A 24,137-nucleotide genomic window follows, 5' to 3' on the forward strand; every position below is an offset into this window, starting at 1 on the left:
AATGAAAGATGTCCTTGTCTCGGTCGTCATGCCCGTTTACAACAGCGAGCCCTTTCTAAAAGAGGCCATCGACAGCGTGCTCGCCCAGTCGGTTGCAGATCTCGAGTTGATCCTCATCAATGACGGGTCAACGGACCGCTCGGAACTTATCATCCGCTCCTATTCAGACCCCCGGATACGGTATTTCTCGCAACCCAATGCCGGCGTCGCCAGGACGCTCAACCGCGGCCTCTCGCTGGCGAAAGGCGCCTACATCTGGCGCCACGATGCGGACGATATCTCCTTGCCCACCAAACTGGAGGAACAGCTGAAGATACTCGAACAACACCCGGACTTCGCGCTTTGCGCCTGCCAGGTGGCCTTTATGACCGAACGCGGAAAGGTGGCCTGGAACTACCGGCAGCCCCACTCCTCCTGGTTCGGCAATACCCCATATAAGGAAGTAAGCCGGGAAGATTTCGCACCCTATTCGCCGATAACCCACGGGACCGTACTGGCGAGACGGGAAGTGATGCTGCAGCTTGGCTACCGTACCGAATTCATCACCGGAGAGGACGTGGACATGTGGTTACGGCTGATCCAGGGTCATAAAGCAGTCGTGCTGAACGCCTGCCTCTCCCTGCATCGCCTGAGCGGGAACTCAGCGACAAAGAAACATGGCTGGAAGAATCAATTCTTCCGCGAACTGTCCTTCAAATATTACGAACAGCGCTGCCGCGAAGGGAAAGACGAGCTCGAGACCGGCCATCCGCCCGTCCTGCCTCCCGCGCCCGCGACGCCGGAAACACAAACCGGTAAGCCGGCCGCCGGCCGGCTCTTCCTCCCCGATGTCCTGTTGTACTACTATCCACTCCATCTCGACGCAAAGGACTGGAAAGGAATGATGGAGATAATTCGATTCTCCCTCCGGGACGGATGGAAGTTGAAACGCACCTGGCGAGGCATCCTCTTCCCGCTGATCGGGAAAAAAGCAGTCGCCACCGGCGTCAGGATAAAAAAATGGCTCAAATAGAATAGCCCCAATCCATGAACATATATTATTTCGGGGCCGATAGATCCTGGGAAGAACTGAAGGGCATCGGGTTCAGACGACGGAACACCTGCATCCTGAAAGCGCTTGTCGAAAGCAAGCAGGTCGACAAGGTCTACGTCGTCAGAAAAACGACCCGAAAGGATTTTCTCAGGCAACAGTCAAAAAGAAAAGCCGGCAAAGGAAAAGTACAGGACGTTGTCTTCGCCTCCCTGCTGCCGGAGAAATGGTTCGGACCCCTGGGCCGGCGGCTCAACGCCTTCCTCCTACACCGGCTCTGCGAAAAAGCCCAACACACGGATATCCTCTGGGCCTATTGGCCAAATGGCTATTTCGCGGCGGAAAGCTCGGGCCTGCGCGGAACGATCGTTTTCGACGCCGATCACAATATCATCGATGATCCCTCCATCGCTGGCGCCGATCGCCCCCAACGCCACCAGGACCTGCTTCGCATCGGCGCCGGCGCACGCTATATCCTTTCCTCCACCCGGTCGATGCTCGACTGGTTCCGCGACCGCGGATTCGACAAAGGCGTGCTGCTTCGTAATGGCGTAGACGCCACACGCTTCCAGGCCCCACCCGAAAACGGCCCGAAACAAGAATTTACGATCGGCTACTGCGGCACCCTTTCCCGGTGGATCGACTACGATCTCTTCGCCGCACTCGCCCGCAGGAACCCGCAATGGAAGTTCCTCATTATCGGCAAGCCCTGGCTCACCGAAGACTGGCGCGTGCTGGAAGGATTACCCAACGTCCAACTGCTGGGCGAAAAGCCGGCCGCCGAAGTAGCAAAGCTGCTGCCCACTTTTGACGCCGCTTTGAATCTCTACCGCAAACATCCGGCCCTCGACGTCGACAGCATGAAATTATACGAATACATTGCCGCAGGCGTCCCCGTCGTAAGCACGAACTATCACAACTTCCTGCACCAGGACTTCGATAATCTCCTCCTGCTGGGAGACGATCTCGATACCATCCAAAGGCTCCTGCAAGGGTTGCAGAAGGGCGAAGGCCGGCAACAAGACGAAAGGACGGCAGCCTTCCTGCAACGCTCGTCATGGAATAATCGCGTAGACGAATTTCTGGCCAAACTAAATCCAATACATGAAGGATAGACTGAATTTACTCATCACCGGGGCCGCGGGCTTCATCGGTTTCCATCTCTCCCGCTATTTCTGTGGCGAAGGTCACCGGGTAATGGGGATCGACAGCCTCAATGATTATTATGATCCGAACCTCAAACGCGCCCGGCTCGAGCTGCTGCTCGAGCATCCTCAATTCCGCTTCGAATCGGTCGACATTTGCGATAAACCTGCCCTCGATAAGCTGTTCATCGAAGGGAATTTCGATATCGTCATCAACCTGGCCGCCCAGGCCGGCGTCCGGTATAGCATCGACAAACCCTATAAATACATCGACAGCAACCTCATCGGCTTCATCAACATCCTCGAAGCCTGCCGCCATTTCCCCATCCGGCACCTCGTCTTCGCGTCCTCCAGCTCGGTCTATGGCGAGAACAAAAAGATCCCTTTTTCGACGGACGACCCGACGGACCGGCCGGTTTCCCTCTATGCCGCCACGAAAAAGGCCAACGAACTGATGGCCTACACCTACTCCCATCTCTATGATATCCCCACGACAGGTCTGCGCTTCTTCACCGCGTACGGCCCCTGGGGCCGACCCGATATGGCCTATTTCAGCTTCACGCGGAATATCATAGAGGGAAAGCCGATAAAGCTCTTCAACCATGGCAAGATGCGCCGCGACTTCACCTACATCGACGACATGGTGCAGTGTATAAGCGGGCTGATTACGCATCTCGGCGCCAACGACTACCGCTGGCCCGCATCCGGCGAGTCCCTCCGCGTCTTCAACATCGGCAACCACGCGCCGGTCGAGCTGCTCGATTTCGTGCACATTCTCGAAGAGCTGATCGGCCGGAAGGCGATCATCGAGCTATACCCGATGCAGGACGGTGACGTGCCGGAAACCTATGCCGACATAGAGCCGCTTAAACAGCTGCTCGGGTTCTCCCCGAATACCAGCGTGCGAAAAGGGCTTTCCGAATTTGTGGGTTGGTACAAGGCCTTTTACGAGATCAAAGTGAACGGCGCATGAGCTCCCCGCTGATATCGATCGTTATCCCCGTGAAGAACGGGGCCCCCTGGCTGGAAAAGCTCTTCCGCGGTGAAGATCCTGTTGAAGGAGAATTGCATCGGGGTCTCAAAAAAAAATTTCGCTGGCTGCGATACAACTATGGATTAAATTCGGCCTATCGCCGGGCTGTCCGGGAATTCAACTCCTGCCTGGCCATTGGAGAAAGCTTTCTCGACAGCCGGCATTCGCAGATATGCGGGGTCGCCCCGCAAGCTCCTAAACCAATCGTCCCTCCCGAAGCGCCAAAACCTATCAATAAATGAATACCGCAGAAGTACCCCTGGTGAGCGTTTTGATGACTTCTTATAATAAGGAAAAATATATCGCTGAGGCGATCGGCAGCGTCCTTGCAAGCTCCTATGAGAATTTAGAGCTCATCATAGTGGATGATCGGTCCCAGGACAGGACGGTGGAGATCGCGGCCGGCTTTTCCGCCAAAGATCCCCGGGTAAGATTATTCGTCAACGAGCAAAATCTCGGAGATTATCCCAACAGGAATAAGGCCGCATCCTATGCACGGGGGAAATATATAAAATTCCTCGATGCAGACGATCTTATATATTCTTATGGGCTTGAAGTGATGGTCAGAAGCATGTTGCAATACCCCGAAGCCGGCTTCGGACTATCCGCCAATGTTGACGCTCACCAGCCTTTTCCCGTCTGCATAGACCCTTTGACTGCTTACAGGGAAAATTTTTCCGGCCAGGCACATTTTAACAGGGCGCCGGGCTCTTCTATTATCAGACTGGACGCATTCAATAAAGTCGGCGGGTTTTCAGGTGCACGAATGATCGGGGATTACGAGTTCTGGTTTAAAATAGCCAGGTATTTCAAAATGGTCAAATTCCCATTCGACTTGTATTGGAACAGGATACACGACGAACAAGAATCCAAGTCCGCCTATGCAAAGAATTATCCTGCCTTGAGGTCGGCAGTCCTGCGTGAAGCGCTCGATCATCCTGATTGCCCCATGCCCGAAGAAGAAAGGAAGAAGCAAAAAATTAAAATGAAACTTGTCCCGATATACTGGGCAATAAAAAAAATTATACCTTGAATGTGTCGGTGAGCATAGGAATGCCGGTATTTAATGACAAGCTTTTCTTAATAAAGGCTTTGGATTCCCTATTGTCCCAAAGTTTCAGGGATTTCGAATTAATCATTTCCGACGACTGTTCGACGGACGGCAGCGGCGCCCTTTGCGAGGAATACGCAAAGCGGGATCCAAGGATAGTGTACATTCGCCAGACCAAGAATATCGGAATTTCCAGGAATATGGAATTCCTTTTGAAACAGGCAAAAGGAAAATACTTCATGTGGGCTGCCAATGACGACTATTGGCATAAGGATTTCATCCTGACCCTGAAAGCAGGCCTTGACGGAGACCCGTCCGCCGTAACTTCTTTCTGCGCCTATTGCCAGGTCGACGAACACGACACCGTTATCCCTGGCCATGACTATTTTCTGGAAGACTATGCAGATCCCCGCCGGCGGAAACGGCTTTCCAAGCTGATCGATGGTTTTAGTGACGGTTTTGGCTACGGCCTGTTCGTCAAAGAGAAGATCGCCGGAGTCAAATTCCCCGTTTGGTGGTGGATCAACAAAAAATGCGCCTATAACAACATCTATCCGACCTTGTGCTTCTATCTGGCGAAAGGAGGCTATATTGTCAATAAGGAGGTGATGTGGTATAATAGGCTGAAGGAGGAGAAAAATGTGAATCACAAGATCCCGTACCACGGGCATTTTCTCAGGGGATTCCTTGCATTTACTCTCCGGAAATTCAACCTCGTGACCGTCTCGGCCTGGCAGATATGCCGGGCACAGCCGGATGGGTTCCTGACCGCGGCGGTAGTCTTACCGAAAATGATGTATAAATGGTTCCTTAAGGCCTCCTATGGCGAGTTCAGAATGGCGGTAAGACAACTCAGAGACGGGAAAAAAACTTTCATTTAAAAGAAAAAAGATGGAACGACCCTACCAGCAATGCGCGTTGACAGTCATGGATACTATCGCCGATCCCGACATCACATTTGATGAGAACGGGATTAGTAATTACTATCACGCCTTTAAAAAGGCGGAGCGGGAATTCGTATTTACCGGCGCAGAAGGGGACCGCAGATTGAAAGACCTTGTGGACAAGATCAAGGCGGAAGGCCGGAACAAACCCTACGATTGCATCATGGGTCTCAGCGGCGGCGTCGACAGCACCTATGTCGCCTACCAGGCAAAACAGCTGGGCCTGCGGCCCCTTGCTGTCCACTTCGACAACAGCTGGAATTCCGAACTGGCCGTCAAGAACATCGAGAACATCGTCAGCCGGCTGGGGCTCGACCTTTACACTCTCGTCGTCGACTGGGAAGAGTTCAGGGATATCCAACTGTCCTATATGAAGGCCTCGGTCGTGGACATCGAAGTCGTTTCGGACCATGGCATCTTCACTACCCTATATAAGCTGGCCAAAAAATACAAGATAAAGTATGTTCTTAGCGGCAACAACGTCGCCACGGAATATATCATGCCCCGCAGCTGGCTGTTCAACAAGATGGATCATGTCAACCTCCGGGCCATCCACAAACGGTTCGGCACCGTGCCGCTAAAGACCTACCCGGTGTACGACACCGCGTTGAAAAAGTATTGCCACGATATCCTGCAGATCCGGACCGTGACGATGCTCGACTATATGCCGTATAATAAAAAAGCCGTAAAGGAACTCATCGCCAAAGAGCTGGACTGGAGGGACTATGGCGGCAAACACTATGAGTCCCTCTTTACGAAGTTCTACCAGGCGTATATCCTGCCGGAGAAGTTCCATATCGACAAACGGAAAGCGCACCTCTCCACCCTCATCTGCTCGGGCCAGATGACCAAGGAAGAGGCCCTGAAAGAGCTTGCACAGCCGCTATATACGCCCGAAGCGCTGAAGCTCGACTATGAATATGTGTTGAAGAAGCTGGGACTTAGCACTTCAGCATTCGAAGCGATCATGAAGCTGCCCCCAAAAAAACATACGGACTATCCGATCGAGCGGGGGGTATTCGATCGCTTTCCCGTCCTCCGGCCATTGAAGCCCCTGGCCCGGATGATCAGAAAAGTGTAAATATTATGCTGGCAATAATCGACTATGGCGTAGGCAATCTGACTTCCATTCTCAATATGTTCAAACGATTGGGAGTGGAGGCCTCTATAACCTCGGATTTGGCGACGATCCGCAAGGCCGGCAAGCTGATGATCCCCGGGGTGGGCCACTTTGATAAGTGCATGCAGAACTTCAATGCCAGCGGACTCCGGCCGGCCATCGAGGAGATAAAAGCAGAAGGGAATACGCCCATCCTCGGCATCTGTGTCGGTGCACAGATGATGACCCGCCGCAGCGAGGAAGGCGTTGAGAACGGCCTTGGCTGGGTGGAAGCCGACACCGTCCGCTTCCAGCTGGACCCTTCGCTGGGACTAAAGGTTCCCCATATGGGCTGGACCGATGTATCGGCGGCCCAGCCGGCTTCGCCCCTTTTTAAAAATATTCCCGAAGAGCCGCGCTTTTATTTCGCGCACTCCTATCATTTCCGCTTCTATGGCGAAGACCTCAGCACCGCAACCTGCGACTATGGCTATTCCTTCACCTGCGCGTTCCAAAAGGGAAACCTTTTCGGCGTACAGTTCCACCCGGAAAAAAGCCACAGGTTCGGCATGAGCATATTGACAAATTTCGCAGCTTTGTGACATGAAGAGAATCCGGATCATCCCCGCCCTGCTGCTGATCAATGACGGACTGTATAAGACCGTTCAATTCAAGAACCCGGGCTATGTCGGCGACCCGATCAACACGGTGAAGATATTCAACGAGAAAGGCGCCGATGAAGTAGTGGTCCTCGATATCACCGCCACCCGCGACAAGAAGCCCATCAACTACCGGAAGATAGCGGAGATCGCCGGCGAGGCCTTCATGCCGATGGCGTATGGCGGGGGAATAAAGACCTTCGAGGAAGCTCAGAAAGTGTTCAATGCGGGCTATGAGAAGGTGATCCTCAATTCGGCAGCCGCTGAAAATCCGGCGTTGGTCGGGGAAATAGCAAGGGTCTATGGCAGCCAGAGCGTCGTCGTCTCCATCGATGGAAAAAAGGACTGGCTGGGACGCTATAAGGTCTATACCGCCAATGGGAGCCGGAGCGCCGGCAAGTCCCCGGATGTATATGCACAGGAAATGGAAGCGGCAGGCGCCGGGGAGATACTCATCAACTCCATCGATCGCGACGGAACCTGGGAAGGCTATGATCTCGCCCTGGTAAAGATGGTCAGCAAGGCCGTTTCGATACCCGTCATCGCCTGCGGCGGGGCCGCCGGTATGGACGATTTCCGGAAAGCGATCACCGAAGGCGGCGCCTCCGCCGTAGCAGCTGGCAGTATGTTTGTTTACCAGAAGAAAGGCATGGGGGTACTCATTAGCTTCCCGGCGCAATCACTAAAGGTTTAAAGAAATGGATAAAGTAAGATTTGGTATTGTCGGCTGCGGCCGCATCGCACAACGTCACGCAGAACATATTCATAACAAGGGTGAGCTGGTAGCCGTATGCGATGTGGTAAAGGAGAAGGCGGATGAAATGGCAAAGAAATATGGAGTTAAAGCCTATTGTAGCCCGGAAGAAATGTTCGCCGCCGAAAAGAATATCGATGTCATGAGCATCTGTTCCCCCAACGGCCTGCACGCTGAACACGCGATAAAGGCGCTCACGGCCGGTTTCCATGCTCTCTGCGAAAAGCCGATGGCGCTGACTGTAGCGGACTGCGGCCGGATGATCCAGGCGGCGGAACGGGCGAATAAAAGGCTCTTCGCCATCAAGCAAAACCGCTACAACCCCCCCGTGGCCGCCGTAAAGCAGCTGCTCGACGAAGACCGCCTGGGCAGGATATACAGCGTCCAGCTCAACTGCTTCTGGAACCGGAACCCAGACTATTACCACAACTCCTGGAAAGGAACGCTGAAACTGGACGGCGGCACCCTCTTCACCCAGTTCAGTCATTTTGTCGATCTCCTTTACTGGCTCATCGGCGACGTTGACACCGTCCAGGCCTACCTCGGCAATTTCCACCACCAGGGGATCATCGAATTCGAAGACACCGGCGTCGTCATCCTGAAGTTCACGGGCGGCGCCATCGGCGCCATCAACTATACCGTCAACAGCTACGGCAAGAATATGGAAGGCTCCCTGACCATCTTTGGCGAGAAAGGCACCGTGAAGATCGGCGGTCAATACCTCAACGAGCTCGAATACCAGAACATCGAAGGCTATCGCATCGAGAACCTGCCGGAAGGCGCCAAAGCCAACAACTATGGCAACTACCAGGGCTCGATGAGCAACCACGACAAGGTCTATGACAACCTCGTCGAAGTGCTCCGGAACAATGCCTCCATCTCTACCAGTTCCTTCGAAGGCCTCAAAACCGTCGAGATCATCGAGAAGATCTATAAAGCAGCAACCCGCATATGAACAAGCCGACACTTCTCTCCGCAGGTATCAAGGACGTCTCCTTCGGCACGAACGTCAAGGTCGTCGAACCCGTAAATATCTATGGTTGCTCCATCGGCGATGACTGTTTCATCGGCCCCTTTGTCGAGATCCAGAAGGACGTAGCCATCGGCGACCGCACCAAAGTACAGTCCCATGCCTTCATCTGCGAGCTGGTGACCATCGGAAACGACTGTTTTATCGGTCACGGGGTCATGTTCATCAACGACCTCTTCTCCTCCGGCGGACCCGCCCGCGGCGATAAGGCGAAATGGAAAAAAACCTATATAGGCAATAACGTATCCATCGGCTCCAATGCCACGATCCTGCCGGTTAACATCTGCTCGAATGTCGTCATCGGCGCCGGCGCCGTCGTCACAAAAGATATTTCCACACCGGGTATATACGCCGGAAACCCGGCGACCCGTTTACGTGATCTATAAACATTGTCATGAAAGTCCCATTCGTAGACCTGTACGCACAATACCTCGACATCAAAAAGGACATCGATTCGGCCATCGAGACCACCATCCGCAACTCCGCCTATATCGGCGGCCCCGCGGTAAGAGAATTTGAAAAGCAATTTGCCGCCTGGGCAGGCGTCGACCACGTCGTCGCCTGCGGCAACGGTACCGACTCCATCGAGATCCTCCTCAAAGCCTATGGGATAGGGGCGGGCGACGAGGTCATCGTCCCGGCCATCTCCTGGATATCCACCTCCGAGGCGGTTGGCTCCGCAGGCGCCACACCCGTCTTCGTCGACATCGAAGAAGACTATTTCGCCATCGATCCGACCCGCATCGAAGCGGCCATCACAAAAAATACAAAGGCCATCATCCCCGTCCACCTGTATGGACATCCCGCCGATATGCCCGCGATCATGGCCATCGCCGCCAAACACAAACTCGTGGTCATCGAAGACTGCGCCCAGTCCCATGGCGCCCAGGTAAACGGTAAACCCGCCGGCACCTTCGGGCATGCCGCCAGCTTCAGCTTCTACCCGGGCAAGAACCTTGGCGCCTATGGCGACGCCGGCTGCATGGCTACCAACGACGCGGCCATTGCCGAACAGGCCCGCATGATCGCACAGCACGGCCAGAAAGGCAAACATAACCACCTCATCGAAGGCCGCAACAGCCGCCTCGATGGCCTCCAGGCCGCTATCCTGCTGGCTAAGCTTCCCCATCTCAACAACTGGACCGACCGCCGCATCGCCAACGCGGCGCTCTATGATGAGGCGCTCAAGGGTAGCGACGTCTGCATTCCAAAGACCCGCCCCGGCAGCCGCCACGTCTTCCATCTCTATGTGATCCGGACAAAGCACCGCACCGCCATCCAGGCAAAACTCGAAAAAGCCGGTGTCGAAACCGCCGTCCATTACCCGACTCCGCTGCCCTTTCTGCCCTGCTATGCACACTATAGGCACAAGCCGGAAGACTTCCCCGTTGCCACCGCCTGCCAGCATACCATCCTCTCCATCCCCATGTTCGCCGAATTAACCCGACAACAGATCGACCACGTGGCTTCCGTCTTAAAAGATTCACATGCCTGATACCGAGCAAGGCCGGAAAACCATCGTCATCCTATCGACCGAACCCTGGGGCAGGATGCTGCTGTCCAAGATGCATTATGCCATCGAGCTCGCCGAACTGGGTAACGACGTGTTTTTTGTCAATCCGCCAAGAGACACCGGCGCATCCGGGCTGGCCGCCATCGCCACCGTCAAACCGGCGCCGGGAGTCACCGTCATCGATACCACCCCGGTGGCGCAGGCGCTCTTCCTTCGCCATAAGCTGTTCGCACTCTACCGCCACTGGGTAACCGGCCGCTATGCAAAAGCGATCCGCCGCCTCGTCGCAAAACCTATCGACGAGGTTTGGTGTTTCGATCCTCACACCTATGTCGACCTATCCGCATTCGGGGCAAAGCGTGCCGTGCTGCTCATCTATGACTTCTATACCGGCCGCCATGTATTTCGTGCGGCCGAAACAGCCGATACCATCGTTTCGGTATCCAGCGTGATCCTCGACCACTATAAGAAGACGACTCCGCCAAAGCTGCTGATGCAGCACGGCCTCGGCAAACATTTTGCCGTGCTGGCCGAGGAAAGACTTCACCGGCAACAGTTCCCGCCACAGCAAGGACAGAAGATGAAGATCGGGTACACGGGCAACCTGCTCCGCGTCGGCATGGACACGCAGCTGGGCAGAGCGATCATCAGCGGTCATCCGGAGATCGAATTCCATTTCTGGGGCCCCCACTCGCTGGACGGTAACAACGTCTCCACCGGCGAAGCCCCGGCCGATCTGCTGGAATTTGTCGAATTCCTGAAAAACCAACCCAACGTGCGGCTGCACGGCGTGAAAGAACAATCCGCCCTGGCCGCCGCCCTGGCCGGCATGGACGCCTTTCTTTTCCTGTATTCGGCGGCAAAAGACCTCAACGGGGCTTCCAACTCACATAAGCTGCTGGAATATCTCAGCACCGGCAAGCCCGTCATCTCTACCTATGTATCGAATTATGCGGGAACCAACCTCCTCGAAATGGGCGCCCGCACCGAAGAACACCTGCTGCCGTCGCTATTCAAAGAAGTGACGGAGAACATGGAAGTCTATAACTCCCCCGAAAGACAACAACAACGCATCCGGTTCGCGCTGGACAACACCTACCGGCGGCAGGTCGTCCGCATCCGGGAATTCATCGAGGCCCAAAAATGAAAAAGATCTGCATCGTTTCCGATCTTCACCTGTCCTCCAATCCCAGGGTATGGAAAGAAGCCAATACCCTGGCGGCCGCCGGCTACGACGTTACGATCCTGACGATGTGGACCTCCGCGGCCAAACGGGACAGCGACAAGACCCTTCTTCATCACCCTGCGATAAAATACAAGGCTGGCCTGAACCTGATCCCCGGCGAGATCGCACCCTGGCGCCGCCTCTGCTACCGGCTAAGAGGACGACTCGAAAGAGAAGCCCACCGGCTCTTCAAAACCAACACGCCCTGGACCCTGGGCTATGCGCCCGGCCGCTTGACGGCATTGGCCCTCAAGGAACACGCCGACCTCTACATCGCTCACACGGAATACGGTATCATCATCGGCAACCGGCTGCTGGAAAAAGGCCGCCGCGTCGCCTTCGACGTCGAAGACTGGTATTCGCGCGACTACCTCGTTGCCTCGCGGCCGGTAAAGCTGCTCGAATCGGCGGAACAAAAAGCGCTAACCCACGGGGTTTACGTGACCTGTCCGTCTCGCGCCATGTCGGCGGCCATGCAGGCCATCTACAAAGGGACCAGTGCCGCCGAAGTGATCTACAATGGGTTTCCCCTGGCCGAAAGCGCGAGGGCCCCGCAGTCCGGCCCGGCAGCACCCTCCCTCATCTGGTTCTCCCAGACGATCGGCCCGGGACGTGGTCTCGAAACCCTGCTCGAAGCCCTGAAGCTCACGCGCACACCCCTGGAGATACACTTCGTCGGCGAATGTGTAACCGGCTACGACAAACAGCTCCAAGCCGCATTCCCGGAAGACAAAGGACACCAATTGATCATCCACCCCGCCGTAAAACACACCCAGCTGCCTGACCTGATAGCAAAGCATCGAATCGGCCTGGCAATCGAACAAAGCCAACCCGAAAGCCGGAACAAAACGATCACAAACAAGCTCTTACAATATCTCCAGGCAGGCATACAGGTCCTGGCCACCATTACCGACGGTCAAAAGGAGGTTGCCGCCCAATTTCCCGGCGCCGTACAGCTGGTGCCCCAGGACGATCCCGCCGCCTGGGCCGCCGGCCTCGAATCATTGCTGACCCGAAAGGTCGACCGCGAATCCACCCGCCGCACCTTCGATATGGAATTCTCCTGGGAAGCGCAGGAAAAGAAATTGCTCGGACTCGTTGAAAAAGCCTTAAACCAGTCCCGATAATGTTGCCACCCATCGCCATGCTGCATCACGTCAGTGACGACCCCGCCCACGAGTCGCTCAAACCCTATTCCATCACCAGGCGATCCTTTACCCGTTTGCTGGATTATCTCCAACGCCACGACTACAATACCGTCACCTTCGCCGAGCTGAAAAAGCCCGGAAAAAAACAGGTCATTCTCTCTTTCGACGACTGTCCCAAACACCTGCTCGATTTCGCGGTTCCCGAACTCCTCCGCCGCGGGATGAAAGGCGTGTTCTATATGCCTGCCGCCCACCTGGGCGGCTATAACAGTTGGGACGTGGAAGAGGGGAGAGCACGCGTCGACCTGATGGATGCCGCCGACCTGCAACAGTTGGAAAAGCTCGGCATGGAGATCGGCGGTCACTCCTGGCACCATATAAGATTGAAGGACGCAAACAATGCCGCCGAGGAAGTGCAACAATGCCGTAAGATCCTCGAACGCATCGTCAGCGGCCCCCTCCTTTCCTTTGCATGGCCCTTTGGCTCCGTCCCCGCGAACCACCGTCACCTCCTGACCGACGCCGGCTTTAAATATGGACTCAGCATCTACCAGCCTTTCGAGACCCGCCAGGCGCTCCGCCGCTTCATCTACCATGACGGCGATACCGATTCGACGCTGGAAAGAAAACTGTCCTTCGTCTACAAAGTCTATCGCCTCCTGACCGACCCCCTGAAGAAGTACTGATCCACATGAAGAAAGTATTGATCATATCCCCCCATTTCCCACCCATCAACGCACCCGACACTCAAAGGGTCCGGATGAGCCTTCCCTACTACCGGGAAATGGGCTGGGAACCTGTCGTCCTTTGCGTCGACGATCGTCTCGTGGAAGGATTTCGTGATCCCTTGCTCGTCGAAACGCTGCCCGCCGGACTTGAGATTCATAAGGTAGGCGCCTGGCCGGCCTCCATCACCCGTAAGTTCGGACTGGGAAGCCTTTCGATGCGCAGCTATTATCATTTCAAGAAGAAAGGAAATGAGCTTCTCCGCTCCAGCGACTTCGATCTGGTGTTCTTCTCTACCAGCATGTTCCATGTCTGTGCCCTCGGGCCCTATTGGAAAAGAAAATTCGGGGTGCCCTTCGTCATCGATATGCAGGACCCCTGGCGCAACGATTACTATCTTTCAAAACCCCGCGACCAGCGCCCGCCGAAATTCCGCATCGCCTATACCATCGACAAGCGCCTCGAGGCGGCAACAATCCCCTCCGTGGACGGGATCGTCTCCGTTTCAAGAAATTATATCGAAATGCTGCAGGAACGCTACCCGCAGATGAAACACCGGCCGGCCGTCGTGCTGCCCTTCGGCACCTCCGAACGGGATTTCGATGTGGTAAAGACGAAGAACCTCCCGCCGCAGGTGATAAAACCGGGCGACGGGAAGATCAATGTCGTCTACGTCGGCGCGATGACGAAGTTCTTTCTCCCCCTGCTCGAAGCCTTTTTCCAGGCCTTCGCCGAAAGGGGACCGGATAAGCACCGCTATCATTTTTATTTCATCGGCACCAACTATACCCCCGGCGCAGAAGCCAGGCCGGTGGAGGAAATAGCGGCACGCCTGGGTCTTGGAGACATCGTCACCGAAGTGCCCGGCCGAATTCCCTACTTCTCCGCGCTGGCAACCCTGATGCATGCGGATATCCTCTTTATTCCCGGATCGACTGATCCCGATTACAACGCTTCCAAAGTCTATAACAATATCCTCGCCGGCCGCCCCATCTTCTCGATCTTCAATGAACGGAGTCTCGTCAAAAAGACCATCGAAGATTGCGGAGCAGGCCTTGTCGTAGGCATCACCGGTAACGAAACGGCAGCGGAGCTCGTCAGCCGCATCGGCGAAAAAATGGCTGCCTTCGGCTCCCTGCACCTGCAACCCACAGGTCCTCACCGGCAACTGCTGGCGCAGCATAGCGCAGCCAATCTCACAAAAGCTCAGACGGAATTTTTTAACCTGATCGTTCAAGCCCAATCATGAAGAAGCTGGCTATCATCAGTACCCACCCCATCCAATACAACGCTCCCTTATTCAGGCTGCTGGCGCAAAGCGACTCTATCCATCCCCGGGTCTTCTATACCTGGGAGCAGTCCGGTAAAGGCGCCAAATATGACCCGGGTTTCGGAAAGAAGATTGAATGGGATATCCCGCTTCTGGATGGATATGAATTCGAATTCGTAAAGAATACCGCCGAAGATCCGGGCACGCAGCATTTTAAAGGGATCATCAATCCCGGCCTCAATAAAATCATCGAAGCCTGGAAACCCGACGCCCTCCTCGTCTACGGATGGAGCTATGATAGTCATCTGAAGGCTATCCGCCACTTCCACGGCCGGATTCCCGTTCTTTTCCGCGGGGACTCTACCCTGCTCAACGAAGAGCCCGGCCTTCGAAGGATCATGCGCAGGCTTTTCCTGACCTGGGTCTACCGGCATGTGGACTATGCCCTGTATGTCGGGACGAATAATAAAGCGTATTACCTGAAACACGGCATGAAAGAACGGCAATTGGTACTCGCGCCGCATGCCGTGGACAACGACCGGTTTGCCGGCCAGGATTCCGAACGACGGCAGGATGCCGCCGAATGGAAACGGAAGCTGGGGATAAAGGACGATGAGCTGGTCGTTCTTTATGCGGGCAAGCTCGAGACCGTTAAAGACCCTGCTTTCATTGTGGGCCTGGCAGAAAGATGGGCAGCCCTGCCTATAAAGATCGTCCTGGTCGGTAACGGCCATCTCGAAGCGGAGCTGAAGGAAAAGGCAAAAGGACTAACCAATATCCTCTTCCTCGATTTTCAAAACCAGAGCAGGATGCCGGTGGTCTATCGCCTGGCGGATATATTCATCCTAAGCTCCCGCAGCGAGACCTGGGGCCTCGGCGCCAACGAGGCCATGGCCTGCGGCTGCGGACTGATGCTCTCCTCCCGGGTGGGCGGCGCTGTCGACCTGGTCGTGGAAGGGGTCAATGGCATCGTCTTCCCCATTGGCGATTACGAAAAATGTACGAATTTCGTGCGGGATTTGCTGGCAGAACCCGGCCGGCTGGACAAGATAAAAGCTGCGTCCCGGGAGCATGTATATCAGCGCTTCTCATTCCAGGGGGTCGTTCGGTCTGTGGAGGAACTATGTAATGGGATCATCTAGCATTCAGGCTCAAAGCCTAAATAAACTGAAACTTTCGCCGACGATCGGCGCATTGGGCGCGTTCTTCCTGCTGGTAGTCCTCGAGTTCAAGAACGGCCTCTACCTGTTCATCTGCCTTGCAGCGCTATATCTGATGGTGGCACTGCTGTTCCGCAATAACCGTCCGGGAATGATCGTCTTTGCGTTTGCGCTTCAATGGGTACAGGTGATCACCTATGTCATCTGGATGAACTCTTTTAACCGGGACATCAACTTTTACACCCATCATGCGGACGTAGCGATCATCTGCGCCTGCATCGGCCTTGTCGTGATCGCGCTCGTCTTCAACCTCACCGTCAGCAGGATACCCCTCCCGGACCACAAGGAATTCGCGAGGGAAGCAAGGGCTTTCAATGAAAAAAAACTATTGATCGTCTACGCGACCGCCACTCTGTTCCTCGGCGGCCTTCAGTATGCCCTGGGCGAAAACTCCGGCTTTGCCCAGATTCTCGGAACCCTGGCTTCTTTGAAGTGGATCTTCTTTATGATATACGGCTACACCTGCTGGGCGAATAAAAAGAACTGGCCGATCTTCGCGATAATGGTATTGTTCGAGTTCACGACCTCCCTTTACTCGTATTTCTCCAATTTTAAAGAGGTGATCCTCATGGCTATCGCGATGGGCATCAGCCTCGTTCGGACCATCTCCTTCAAACAGGTGGTGCTCGGGTTGCTGGCCGGCGCATTCCTCCTCTTCATCTTCATCGGCTGGACCGCCATCAAATCCGACTATCGGAACTACCTCAACCAGGGTAAAGGCCAGCAGGTGGTGGAAGTATCCCGGTCCGAAGCCTTTAGTAAGATCACCGAAAAGGTAAGTACCCTTTCTTGGGACGACCTCCAGTTTGCCTCCTATATGCTGATGTACCGGCTTCAGTATATCCTCCACCTCGCCAAGTCGATGGACCGGGTGCCGGATGTCATACCCCATGAAGACGGCCATCTTTGGTGGGAAAATATCACCTTTGTGCTGGAACCCAGGCTCCTGTTCCCCAATAAACCGATCTATGACGCGACGATAAAAACGGTCAAATACACCGGCATTCGCTACTCCGGCCGGAAGGCGGGATCCTCCTTCAGCCTGGGCTACTTCGCCGACTCCTATATCGATTTCGGATTCACGGGCATGTTCATCCCTCTCGCCATCATTGGACTGGCCCTGGGAGGCATCTATCGCCTGTTCATGAGAATGAAAAAAGTCAGCATTCTCTTTCGATATACCATCGTCAACGTCGTCTTTTACGAGTTCTCTGTTTTCGAGGCGGATGGACTATACCTCTTTGGCCGGCTGGTCCTGTTGACGCTGGTGTATTTCGTCCTTGCAAAAACTGTATTTCCCCGGCTGCAAAGCTGGCTTTATAAGGAAGGATCATGATCGCACCCCAACAAGCGCCGCGATTCAAACCGACCGCACCGCAAAGGCATTCCGCCGCCCTCCTGTTTCGCAGGCCGGTCCGCTTTTTTAGCCTCGAACGGGTGTTCCGGCAGCTCGAACCCGATATGCGCGCGGCTTTCGACCTCCAGAACTGGGTGGCGCCCCGGGCCGGCGGTTCCCCCATGACGATCCTCGCCAACTGGCGCGCCGCAAGGAAATGCCGGGCCGACGTCTACCACGTCACAGGCGATATCCATTACGTCACCCTCGCCCTCCCACGGCGCCGGACGATGCTGACCATCCACGACTGTATTTTTTTGTATAGCACGACCGGTATGAAACGCAGGGTCCTCAAATGGCTCTTCCTGACCCTGCCGGTACGGCATTGCCGGCTTATCACCGCCATCTCCCAGGCGACAAAGGACGATATCATCGCCCATACAGGCTGCGACCCGGACAAGATCGTGGTGATCCCCAACCCCGTGGACGGACTGATCCGCTATGAACCCACGACTTTTAACGGCACAAACCCGGCCATCCTGTTCATCGGGTCCACCCCCAACAAAAATCTCCCCCGCGTGGCGGAAGCCTTGAAAGACATCCGCTGCCGGCTCGACATCGTCGGCAACCCGCCCGAAGAAACACTCCGGCTGCTCGAAGCCGCGAAAATAACCTATACGGTCAGCGCTGGCCTCAGCAGCGAAGCCATCGCCGAAAAATATATCGCCGCCGATATCGTTCTCTTCCCGTCAACCTTCGAAGGATTCGGCCTGCCGATCGTCGAAGGCCAGAAAGCGGGCCGGCCCGTGATCACCAGCAACCTGAGCCCGATGAAAGAGGTCGCCGCATCGGGCGCCTGCCTCGTGGATCCCCATGACCCCGCTTCCATCCGGGCGGGCGTAATAAGGGTCATCGAAGACACGGGGTATCGCGAACAGCTGGTCCGGGATGGATTCGCCAATGTCCAACGATTCGCTACCTCCGTGGTGGCCAACCAATATCTTACTTGTTATAAACAACTACTTTCAGCATAATGTGTGGCATTGCAGGTATCCTATATTTGAACGGTCGTAACGCCGACCCCGCCGTCATCGCAAAGATGAACGATGCGATCCGTCACCGCGGCCCCGACGCCGGCGCAACCTGGGTGGAAGGTCCATTGGCCTTCGGCCATCGAAGACTTTCTATTATCGACCTGTCCTCGGCAGCCAACCAACCCTTTCATGACGTCTCGGGCCGCTACGTGATCGTCTTCAACGGCGAGATATACAACTACCAGCAGGTAAAGGCCGGCATCCCCGACTATCCCTTTCAGACGACCAGCGATACCGAAGTGCTGGTGGCCGCCTATGCCAAATGGGGACCGGATTGCCTCACCCAATTGCGCGGCATGTTTGCCTTCGCCCTTTGGGACCGGGCTGAACATTCCCTCTTCATCGCCCGCGACCGCATGGGGGTCAAACCGCTGTACTATTACCACGACGACACCAAGCTGCTGTTTGCCTCCGAGATCCGGGCGATCCTTGCCGGCGGAGAAGTGAAGAAAGAGATCAACGAAGAGGCCCTGGTCTCTCTCTTTAGCTATCAGTCGGTCGGCGGAGTCGATTCCATCATCAAAGACATCCGGCAGCTCGAAGCGGGATGCTGGATGAAGCTCGCCGGCAATAAGATCACCCGCGAACGCTACTGGGACGTCACCCGTCCCCGCACGGACTTCGACTTTGACGACGTGCCCGCTGTCAAGGCCCGCATCAGGGACCTCATGCTTCAATCTGTCACCCGGCGCCTGGTGAGCGACGTACCCGTCGGCGCCTTTCTCTCGGGCGGCATCGACTCGAGCGCCGTCGTCGGCCTCATGGCCGAAGCGTCGGCCCGCCCACCCGCCACGTTCAATATCTGCTTCGAAGAAAAAGAATACGACGAATCGGCCTATGCTGAGATGATCGCAAAGAAGTTCAAGGCCGATCACACCCGCATCCTGCTGCAACCCACCGTCTTCCTCGATGAGATGACAAACGCCCTCGATGCCATGGATACGCCGAGCGGCGACGGTATCAACACCTATGTCGTGTCGAAGGCCATCCGCGGGAAAGGCGTGACGGTGGCCCTCTCGGGTGTAGGCGGTGACGAGCTGTTTGCCGGTTATCCCTACTTCAGTCAATATACCAAGCTGCAGGCGCGGAGCTGGCTCTGGAAATGGCCGGCCTTTATCCGGCGGCAGGCAGCGCTGGTCGAAAGCGGGCCCAGGCGCGAACGCCTACGCCAGCTCCTGTCGGCCGACTCCTGCTCCATCGATCGCGTCTACCCCGTCTTCCGCCAGATGATCACGCCGGGAAAACTGCGCGAGTTGATCGCGCTGAACGGCCACGCGGCCCTGCTGGATGATATGGCCCCCGGGCTGACGGACCGCAAAGACTCTCTCCGCAAGCTCCCCCTGCTCAGCCAGGTGTCGGCCGCCGAATACCTCGGCTATACCCAGCATACCCTGCTGAAGGACACCGATCAGATGAGTATGGCCGTGGCCCTCGAAGTACGCGAACCCTTCTTCGATCACGATCTCGTGGAATTCGTCATGAGCGTACCCGACGCGATCAAAAGGCCCGTGTACCCCAAGAGCCTCCTGGTCGAATCCCTGAAGCCGCTCCTGCCGGACGAGATCGTCCACCGGCGCAAACAGGGCTTCCTCTTCCCGTGGAATACCTGGATGAAGAACGAGCTGCGTTCGTTCTGCGAAGCGCATGTCCAAAATATGGCCGGTCGCAGTTTTGTCAACGGGGACAACCTGCTGCGGTTCTGGAAGGAGTTCCTCGCCGGAAAAGGTGATATCCGCTGGGGCGAGATCTGGCTGTTCGTGGTATTGGATCACTGGATGGGAAAAAATGGGATAGCATGAACCGTCCCCCGATCCTGGTCTTGTGGGCAGCCCTCTTCACACTCGCCGTTCTGCCGGGACGATCCCAGGGAAGGGAGGAGTTTACGGGACCTTATAGTAGCTGGGCCGACGTCCGCACCCGCTTCCATGTCCATGGCGACGGTATCACTGACGACACGCGGGCGCTCCAACGGGCGATCGACAGCCTGTCCTGCTATGCTACCGACCGCAACATCGGTCCCCGGAGATTTTCCGTCGTCTATCTTCCCGCCGGCGCCTATTGCATCTCCGCCCCGCTCCGCTTCCAGGGACAGATCGGCGTGACCCTTATCGGCGAAGACCCCGAACGAACCGTTATTAAATGGATCGGTAAGGATGCCAACACAATGTTCTGGGCCGACGGCTCCGCCTATTTCAAGATAAGCCGTCTCACCTGGGACGCCACCGGGAAAAAAGGCATGGAAGGCATCGGCATCCATTGGCTGGATAAATGGAACACACCCCGAAGCCGCAGCTTCGCCGCATTGAATATCGAGGTCTCCGACTGCTTTTTCTTCGGCCTCGACGTCGGCATTGGCGGTGGATCGCTGGGCGCCGCAGGCGGCGGAAAGGACGGCACGGGATGGAACGACTCCGAGGTGACAATTCGCCGCTGCTCCTTCTCCAACTGCACACAGGCCGCCATCGCCATCCGCGGATACAATGCGCTCGATTACTGGGTCTGGGACTGTAAGTTCCTCAATTGCCAGATAGGCATCCGAAGCCGCTTCGGCAGCTATCATGCCTATCGCTGCTACTTCACGGGCTCGGTCTGCTGCGATCTCAATACCACCCACGGATACTACACCTCCGTCCGGGGCTGCTTTTCGGATAATTCCGGCGCCTTCTCCATCGATGGAGGCACCAGCACCAATCCCTTCAAACGAATCTTCCAGGACAATATCGTCGTCCGGCCCAAACGCCTGCCGGTAGAATACTATCATTTTGGGAAGCTCACCTTCTGGAACAACATCTTTACCGCCAACGTCGACACCGCCGTCAAGGTCACCGTTAATTACAAGAGCTTTGCCAACGGCATGTATGAGGTCCTCTCGCTGCATAATACCTACGCCTACAAAGACCCGATCCATATCGCCGTCAAACCCAGTTGTATCTATTCCTTTGGGGACAAGCACGAGAATAATGCAGAACCTTCCAACAGGGCCTTCCTCGGCGCCATGGACGTCATCCCCGCCCGGCAGCAACGACCGCTTTTCGAAGTGCCGGCCAACGCAGACGCCGCCGCGATCCAGATCCTCATCGACAAAGCCGCCGCAGCAAAGGGCCAACGGCCCATCGTCCATTTTGCCACCGGCATCTGGTTCCTCGACCGGACCCTGGTGATCCCCCCCGGCTCGGACATGCAGCTGGTCGGCGATGGCCTGCTATTCGCTACCATCCTCCGCAAAAAACCCGGCCCCTTCAAGGGTAATGCGATGATCCTCGTAAAAGGCCCTGCTACCGTCGATATCCGCGATCTGCAGATCGGCTGGGATGGCGAACGAAACCACCCCACGGGCATCGTCTTCGAAAACATCGACCAGCCCGGAGCCCAGGCCCATATCGATCAGCTCTACTCTCATGCGGACACCTCCCTTTGCCTCACCGGCCTCAACTATCTCTATGTCGAGAAGAACAACTCCTTCTTCTCGGACGGCAATTTTATATCGGGCGGCGACCTGGTCAAAAAAGGCGGCGGAACCGCCCGGCTCTCCTGTTATGGCGGCCAGTTCGCCCGCTTGTCGGTACAGGATAACGCCCGCTTCCTGGCCCGCGACTGCTGGTGGGAAGGCACTGATTCCCTACCCATCGATCTGAAAGGTTCCGGCACCGTTTGCATCGACGGCGCCATGATCGCTCCCAATCACCAGGACAGCAGCACGACCATCGCGATCGACAGGTTCAACGGCCATATAAGCCTCCTGAATATGTATATCCAGGGGGCGATAACCCCACGGCTGGACAACCCGAATCTCGACCTGCTGGTTTGGAACACGCACTTTTATCATAAAATGGACGTGCTGGATTTCCTGCGGAAAGGCGGGAAGAGCAAAGCCGCTTTCGTCGGCCTCACCGCCCAATGCTTCCGCCCCGGCGACCCGGCCTGTAAATTCATCATCTCCCTGCCCGACCAGCTGCTGAATGAAAAGGATACCCTCGCCGCCCTCGAACATGGCACCGCCTTCGACCGCGAGAGCAAACCCGTATTAATGAAAACCCTTCCGCCCGGCGTAAGCAATATTTACATCACCCGGGTAAGCCTGCCTGCCCTTGCCGGAAAGGGTATTGAATTCACATCAAAACCATGAGCAAAAAGAAGATATTGGTAATGGTCGATTGGTTCGTCCCAGGCTATAAGGCCGGCGGACCGATACAGTCCTGCGTGAACTTCGTCTTCGCCATGAAGGACGACTATTCCGTCTATGTATTGACTACCGACACCGACCACGGCGAGTCCAGGCCTTATGAAGGCATCGAGTCAGGCCGCTGGACAAACCACCTGCACCCCGACATCCAGGTCTTCTACTCGCCAAAGGCATCGCTATCGGCCCGCAGCCTGAAAGAACAGATCGACGCGGTACAGCCGGACTACGTCTATCTCAACCACCTCTTCTCGCCCATGTTCGTCGTCTACCCGCTCTGGCTGAAGTTCCGCGGCCGCCTGAAAGGCGAAATCGTCCTCTGCCCCCGCGGCGCCCTATATGAAAGCGCCCTCTCGGTAAAACGCTGGAAGAAGACGCCCTTCCTCAACCTCTTCCGCTGGATGGGCATGCCCCGCCGCATCCTCTTTCACGCGACCAACCAACGGGAAAAGGAAGCCGTGTTGCAGCATTTCCCCGGCAGCAAGGTCCTCATCGCCGACAACCTCCCCAATATGCGCCAGCTGCCCTTCGCCGGCCTGGCAAAACAACCGGGAACCCTGAAATGCATCTTCATTGCCCGGATCGTCCCGATAAAGAATTTGCTGTTCCTTCTCACGGCAATGGAGAAAACAAAGGATGTTCGGGTGGAGCTCACCGTTATCGGCCCGGTCGAAGACAAAGGATATTGGGAGGAATGCAGCCGGAAGATCGCCGCCCTGCCGGGCAATGTCAGCGTCAACTATCTCGGCCCGAAACGCAATGACGAATTGCCCGCCTTGCTGGCGCAACACCATCTTTTCACCCTCCCGACCACCGGCGAGAACTTCGGCCATGCGATCTTCGAAGCCTTACTGGCAGGACGCCCCGTCCTCATCAGCGACCAGACGCCCTGGCTGAGCCTCGCCGCCACCGGATCAGGCTGGGACCTGCCGCTCGGCGACCCTGTAGGGTTCACCCGGGCCCTGGAGGAAGCCGCCCGCTGGGATCAGCCGGCTTTTGACAAATGGGCAAAAGGCGCCTGGGAACATGCCGCACGATTTATTAAAAATCCGGAACTTCACGACCAATATCTCAAGCTGTTTGCATGAACACGACCATTCAAAAAAAGGTGAACAATGCCGCCTACCGGACCTCCATCGCGATCGGCGCCCCCCGGTGGAAGCAACTGGCCTGGTATTTTACGAATATCCTCTTCTTCCAGAATCCCCTCAACGTCCTTTCCTCGCTGAAACTGTCGCTGTTGAAAGGATTCGGCGCCCGGATGGGCAAAGGAGTGGTCGTCAAACCCTCCGTCAATATCAAATATCCCTGGAAATTGCAGGTCGGCGATCATTCCTGGATCGGCGAGAATGTCTGGATCGACAATCTCTCCGACGTGACCATCGGCAGCAACGTGACCCTATCCCAGGGTTGCCTGCTCCTGACGGGCAGCCATGATGCGGCACGCGAGACCTTCGATTTCCTGTCCCAGCCCATCGTGCTGGAAGACGGGGTATGGATCGGCGCAAAGGCCGTCGTCGCAGGCGGCAGCCGCTGTGGGACACACAGCATACTGGGCATCAACTCGGTGGCGGAAGGTGACCTCGAACCCTATACGATCTATAAGGGAAACCCTGCCATCCCCGTGCTCCGCAGGATCATCAATTAAATCTAAATTGCGCTATCATTGCATAAAATTCA

At 55.9% G+C, this 24,137-nt stretch carries 23 protein-coding genes; all 23 read left to right on the top strand.

Annotated elements, in window-relative coordinates; genetic code table 11:
- The first annotated feature begins 1 nt into the window (after position 1).
- The 23 genes from VHE34_RS27120 to VHE34_RS27230 are packed head-to-tail and all read left to right on the top strand — an operon-like array spanning position 2 to position 24,105.
- Entirely contained in the window at positions 2-1,012 is a 1,011-nt protein-coding gene (locus tag VHE34_RS27120) for a glycosyltransferase family 2 protein (RefSeq protein ID WP_325593895.1), read from the top strand.
- Between the two features lie 14 nt (positions 1,013-1,026).
- A complete protein-coding gene (locus VHE34_RS27125; RefSeq protein ID WP_325593897.1) occupies positions 1,027-2,145 on the top strand; it encodes a glycosyltransferase family protein in 1,119 nt (372 codons plus the stop codon).
- Entirely contained in the window at positions 2,135-3,148 is a 1,014-nt protein-coding gene (locus VHE34_RS27130; RefSeq protein ID WP_325593899.1) for an NAD-dependent epimerase/dehydratase family protein, read from the top strand. Before VHE34_RS27125 ends, VHE34_RS27130 begins: the two co-directional genes overlap by 11 nt.
- Entirely contained in the window at positions 3,145-3,450 is a 306-nt protein-coding gene (locus VHE34_RS27135) for a hypothetical protein (protein WP_325593901.1), read from the top strand. The genes VHE34_RS27130 and VHE34_RS27135 overlap by 4 nt, the downstream gene beginning before the upstream one ends.
- Positions 3,447-4,241, top strand: a complete 795-nt coding sequence (locus tag VHE34_RS27140; protein WP_325593904.1) for a glycosyltransferase family A protein — start codon at positions 3,447-3,449, stop codon at positions 4,239-4,241. The genes VHE34_RS27135 and VHE34_RS27140 overlap by 4 nt, the downstream gene beginning before the upstream one ends.
- 20 nt (positions 4,242-4,261) lie before the next feature.
- Positions 4,262-5,140, top strand: a complete 879-nt coding sequence (locus tag VHE34_RS27145) for a glycosyltransferase family A protein (RefSeq protein ID WP_325595501.1) — start codon at positions 4,262-4,264, stop codon at positions 5,138-5,140.
- A gap of 10 nt (positions 5,141-5,150) precedes the next feature.
- Positions 5,151-6,284, top strand: coding sequence for an N-acetyl sugar amidotransferase (locus VHE34_RS27150; RefSeq protein ID WP_325593907.1), 1,134 nt, complete (start codon positions 5,151-5,153; stop codon positions 6,282-6,284).
- 5 nt (positions 6,285-6,289) lie between these two features.
- Positions 6,290-6,904, top strand: coding sequence for an imidazole glycerol phosphate synthase subunit HisH (gene hisH, locus VHE34_RS27155; RefSeq protein ID WP_325593909.1), 615 nt, complete (start codon positions 6,290-6,292; stop codon positions 6,902-6,904).
- Between the two features lies 1 nt (position 6,905).
- The gene (locus VHE34_RS27160; protein WP_325593911.1) at positions 6,906-7,655 is read left to right on the top strand and encodes an AglZ/HisF2 family acetamidino modification protein; all 750 of its coding nucleotides are present in this window, start codon (positions 6,906-6,908) and stop codon (positions 7,653-7,655) included.
- Positions 7,656-7,659: 4 nt separating this feature from the next.
- On the top strand, positions 7,660-8,670 hold the full coding sequence (locus tag VHE34_RS27165) for a Gfo/Idh/MocA family oxidoreductase (protein WP_325593913.1): 1,011 nt from the start codon (positions 7,660-7,662) through the stop codon (positions 8,668-8,670).
- Positions 8,667-9,131 carry an acyltransferase gene (locus tag VHE34_RS27170; RefSeq protein WP_325593915.1) on the top strand — a complete coding sequence of 155 codons (465 nt, stop codon included), beginning with the start codon at positions 8,667-8,669 and terminating at the stop codon, positions 9,129-9,131. The genes VHE34_RS27165 and VHE34_RS27170 overlap by 4 nt, the downstream gene beginning before the upstream one ends.
- Before the next feature lie 8 nt (positions 9,132-9,139).
- Positions 9,140-10,240, top strand: coding sequence for a DegT/DnrJ/EryC1/StrS family aminotransferase (locus VHE34_RS27175; RefSeq protein ID WP_325593917.1), 1,101 nt, complete (start codon positions 9,140-9,142; stop codon positions 10,238-10,240).
- Positions 10,233-11,405, top strand: coding sequence for a hypothetical protein (locus VHE34_RS27180; protein WP_325593919.1), 1,173 nt, complete (start codon positions 10,233-10,235; stop codon positions 11,403-11,405). Before VHE34_RS27175 ends, VHE34_RS27180 begins: the two co-directional genes overlap by 8 nt.
- The gene (locus tag VHE34_RS27185; RefSeq protein WP_325593921.1) at positions 11,402-12,610 is read left to right on the top strand and encodes a glycosyltransferase; all 1,209 of its coding nucleotides are present in this window, start codon (positions 11,402-11,404) and stop codon (positions 12,608-12,610) included. Before VHE34_RS27180 ends, VHE34_RS27185 begins: the two co-directional genes overlap by 4 nt.
- A complete protein-coding gene (locus VHE34_RS27190; protein WP_325593923.1) occupies positions 12,610-13,317 on the top strand; it encodes a polysaccharide deacetylase family protein in 708 nt (235 codons plus the stop codon). The genes VHE34_RS27185 and VHE34_RS27190 overlap by 1 nt, the downstream gene beginning before the upstream one ends.
- Positions 13,318-13,322: 5 nt before the next feature.
- On the top strand, positions 13,323-14,606 hold the full coding sequence (locus tag VHE34_RS27195) for a glycosyltransferase (RefSeq protein WP_325593925.1): 1,284 nt from the start codon (positions 13,323-13,325) through the stop codon (positions 14,604-14,606).
- Positions 14,603-15,769 (top strand): glycosyltransferase family 4 protein, encoded by a 1,167-nt coding sequence (locus VHE34_RS27200; protein WP_325593927.1) that lies wholly within the window; start codon positions 14,603-14,605, stop codon positions 15,767-15,769. Before VHE34_RS27195 ends, VHE34_RS27200 begins: the two co-directional genes overlap by 4 nt.
- Positions 15,756-17,183 (top strand): hypothetical protein, encoded by a 1,428-nt coding sequence (locus tag VHE34_RS27205; protein ID WP_325593929.1) that lies wholly within the window; start codon positions 15,756-15,758, stop codon positions 17,181-17,183. Before VHE34_RS27200 ends, VHE34_RS27205 begins: the two co-directional genes overlap by 14 nt.
- Positions 17,180-18,217 carry a glycosyltransferase family 1 protein gene (locus tag VHE34_RS27210; protein ID WP_325593931.1) on the top strand — a complete coding sequence of 346 codons (1,038 nt, stop codon included), beginning with the start codon at positions 17,180-17,182 and terminating at the stop codon, positions 18,215-18,217. The genes VHE34_RS27205 and VHE34_RS27210 overlap by 4 nt, the downstream gene beginning before the upstream one ends.
- Positions 18,217-20,076: an asparagine synthase (glutamine-hydrolyzing) gene (asnB, locus tag VHE34_RS27215; protein ID WP_325593933.1), complete on the top strand. Its 1,860-nt coding sequence runs from the start codon at positions 18,217-18,219 to the stop codon at positions 20,074-20,076. Before VHE34_RS27210 ends, asnB begins: the two co-directional genes overlap by 1 nt.
- Positions 20,073-22,403, top strand: coding sequence for a right-handed parallel beta-helix repeat-containing protein (locus VHE34_RS27220; protein WP_325593935.1), 2,331 nt, complete (start codon positions 20,073-20,075; stop codon positions 22,401-22,403). The genes asnB and VHE34_RS27220 overlap by 4 nt, the downstream gene beginning before the upstream one ends.
- Positions 22,400-23,545: a glycosyltransferase family 4 protein gene (locus VHE34_RS27225; protein WP_325593937.1), complete on the top strand. Its 1,146-nt coding sequence runs from the start codon at positions 22,400-22,402 to the stop codon at positions 23,543-23,545. Before VHE34_RS27220 ends, VHE34_RS27225 begins: the two co-directional genes overlap by 4 nt.
- Positions 23,542-24,105 (top strand): WcaF family extracellular polysaccharide biosynthesis acetyltransferase, encoded by a 564-nt coding sequence (locus VHE34_RS27230; RefSeq protein WP_325593939.1) that lies wholly within the window; start codon positions 23,542-23,544, stop codon positions 24,103-24,105. The genes VHE34_RS27225 and VHE34_RS27230 overlap by 4 nt, the downstream gene beginning before the upstream one ends.
- The last annotated feature ends 32 nt before the right edge of the window (positions 24,106-24,137 follow it).

The organism is Puia sp. (genome assembly GCF_035546395.1).
Taxonomy (GTDB): Bacteria; Bacteroidota; Bacteroidia; order Chitinophagales; family Chitinophagaceae; genus Puia.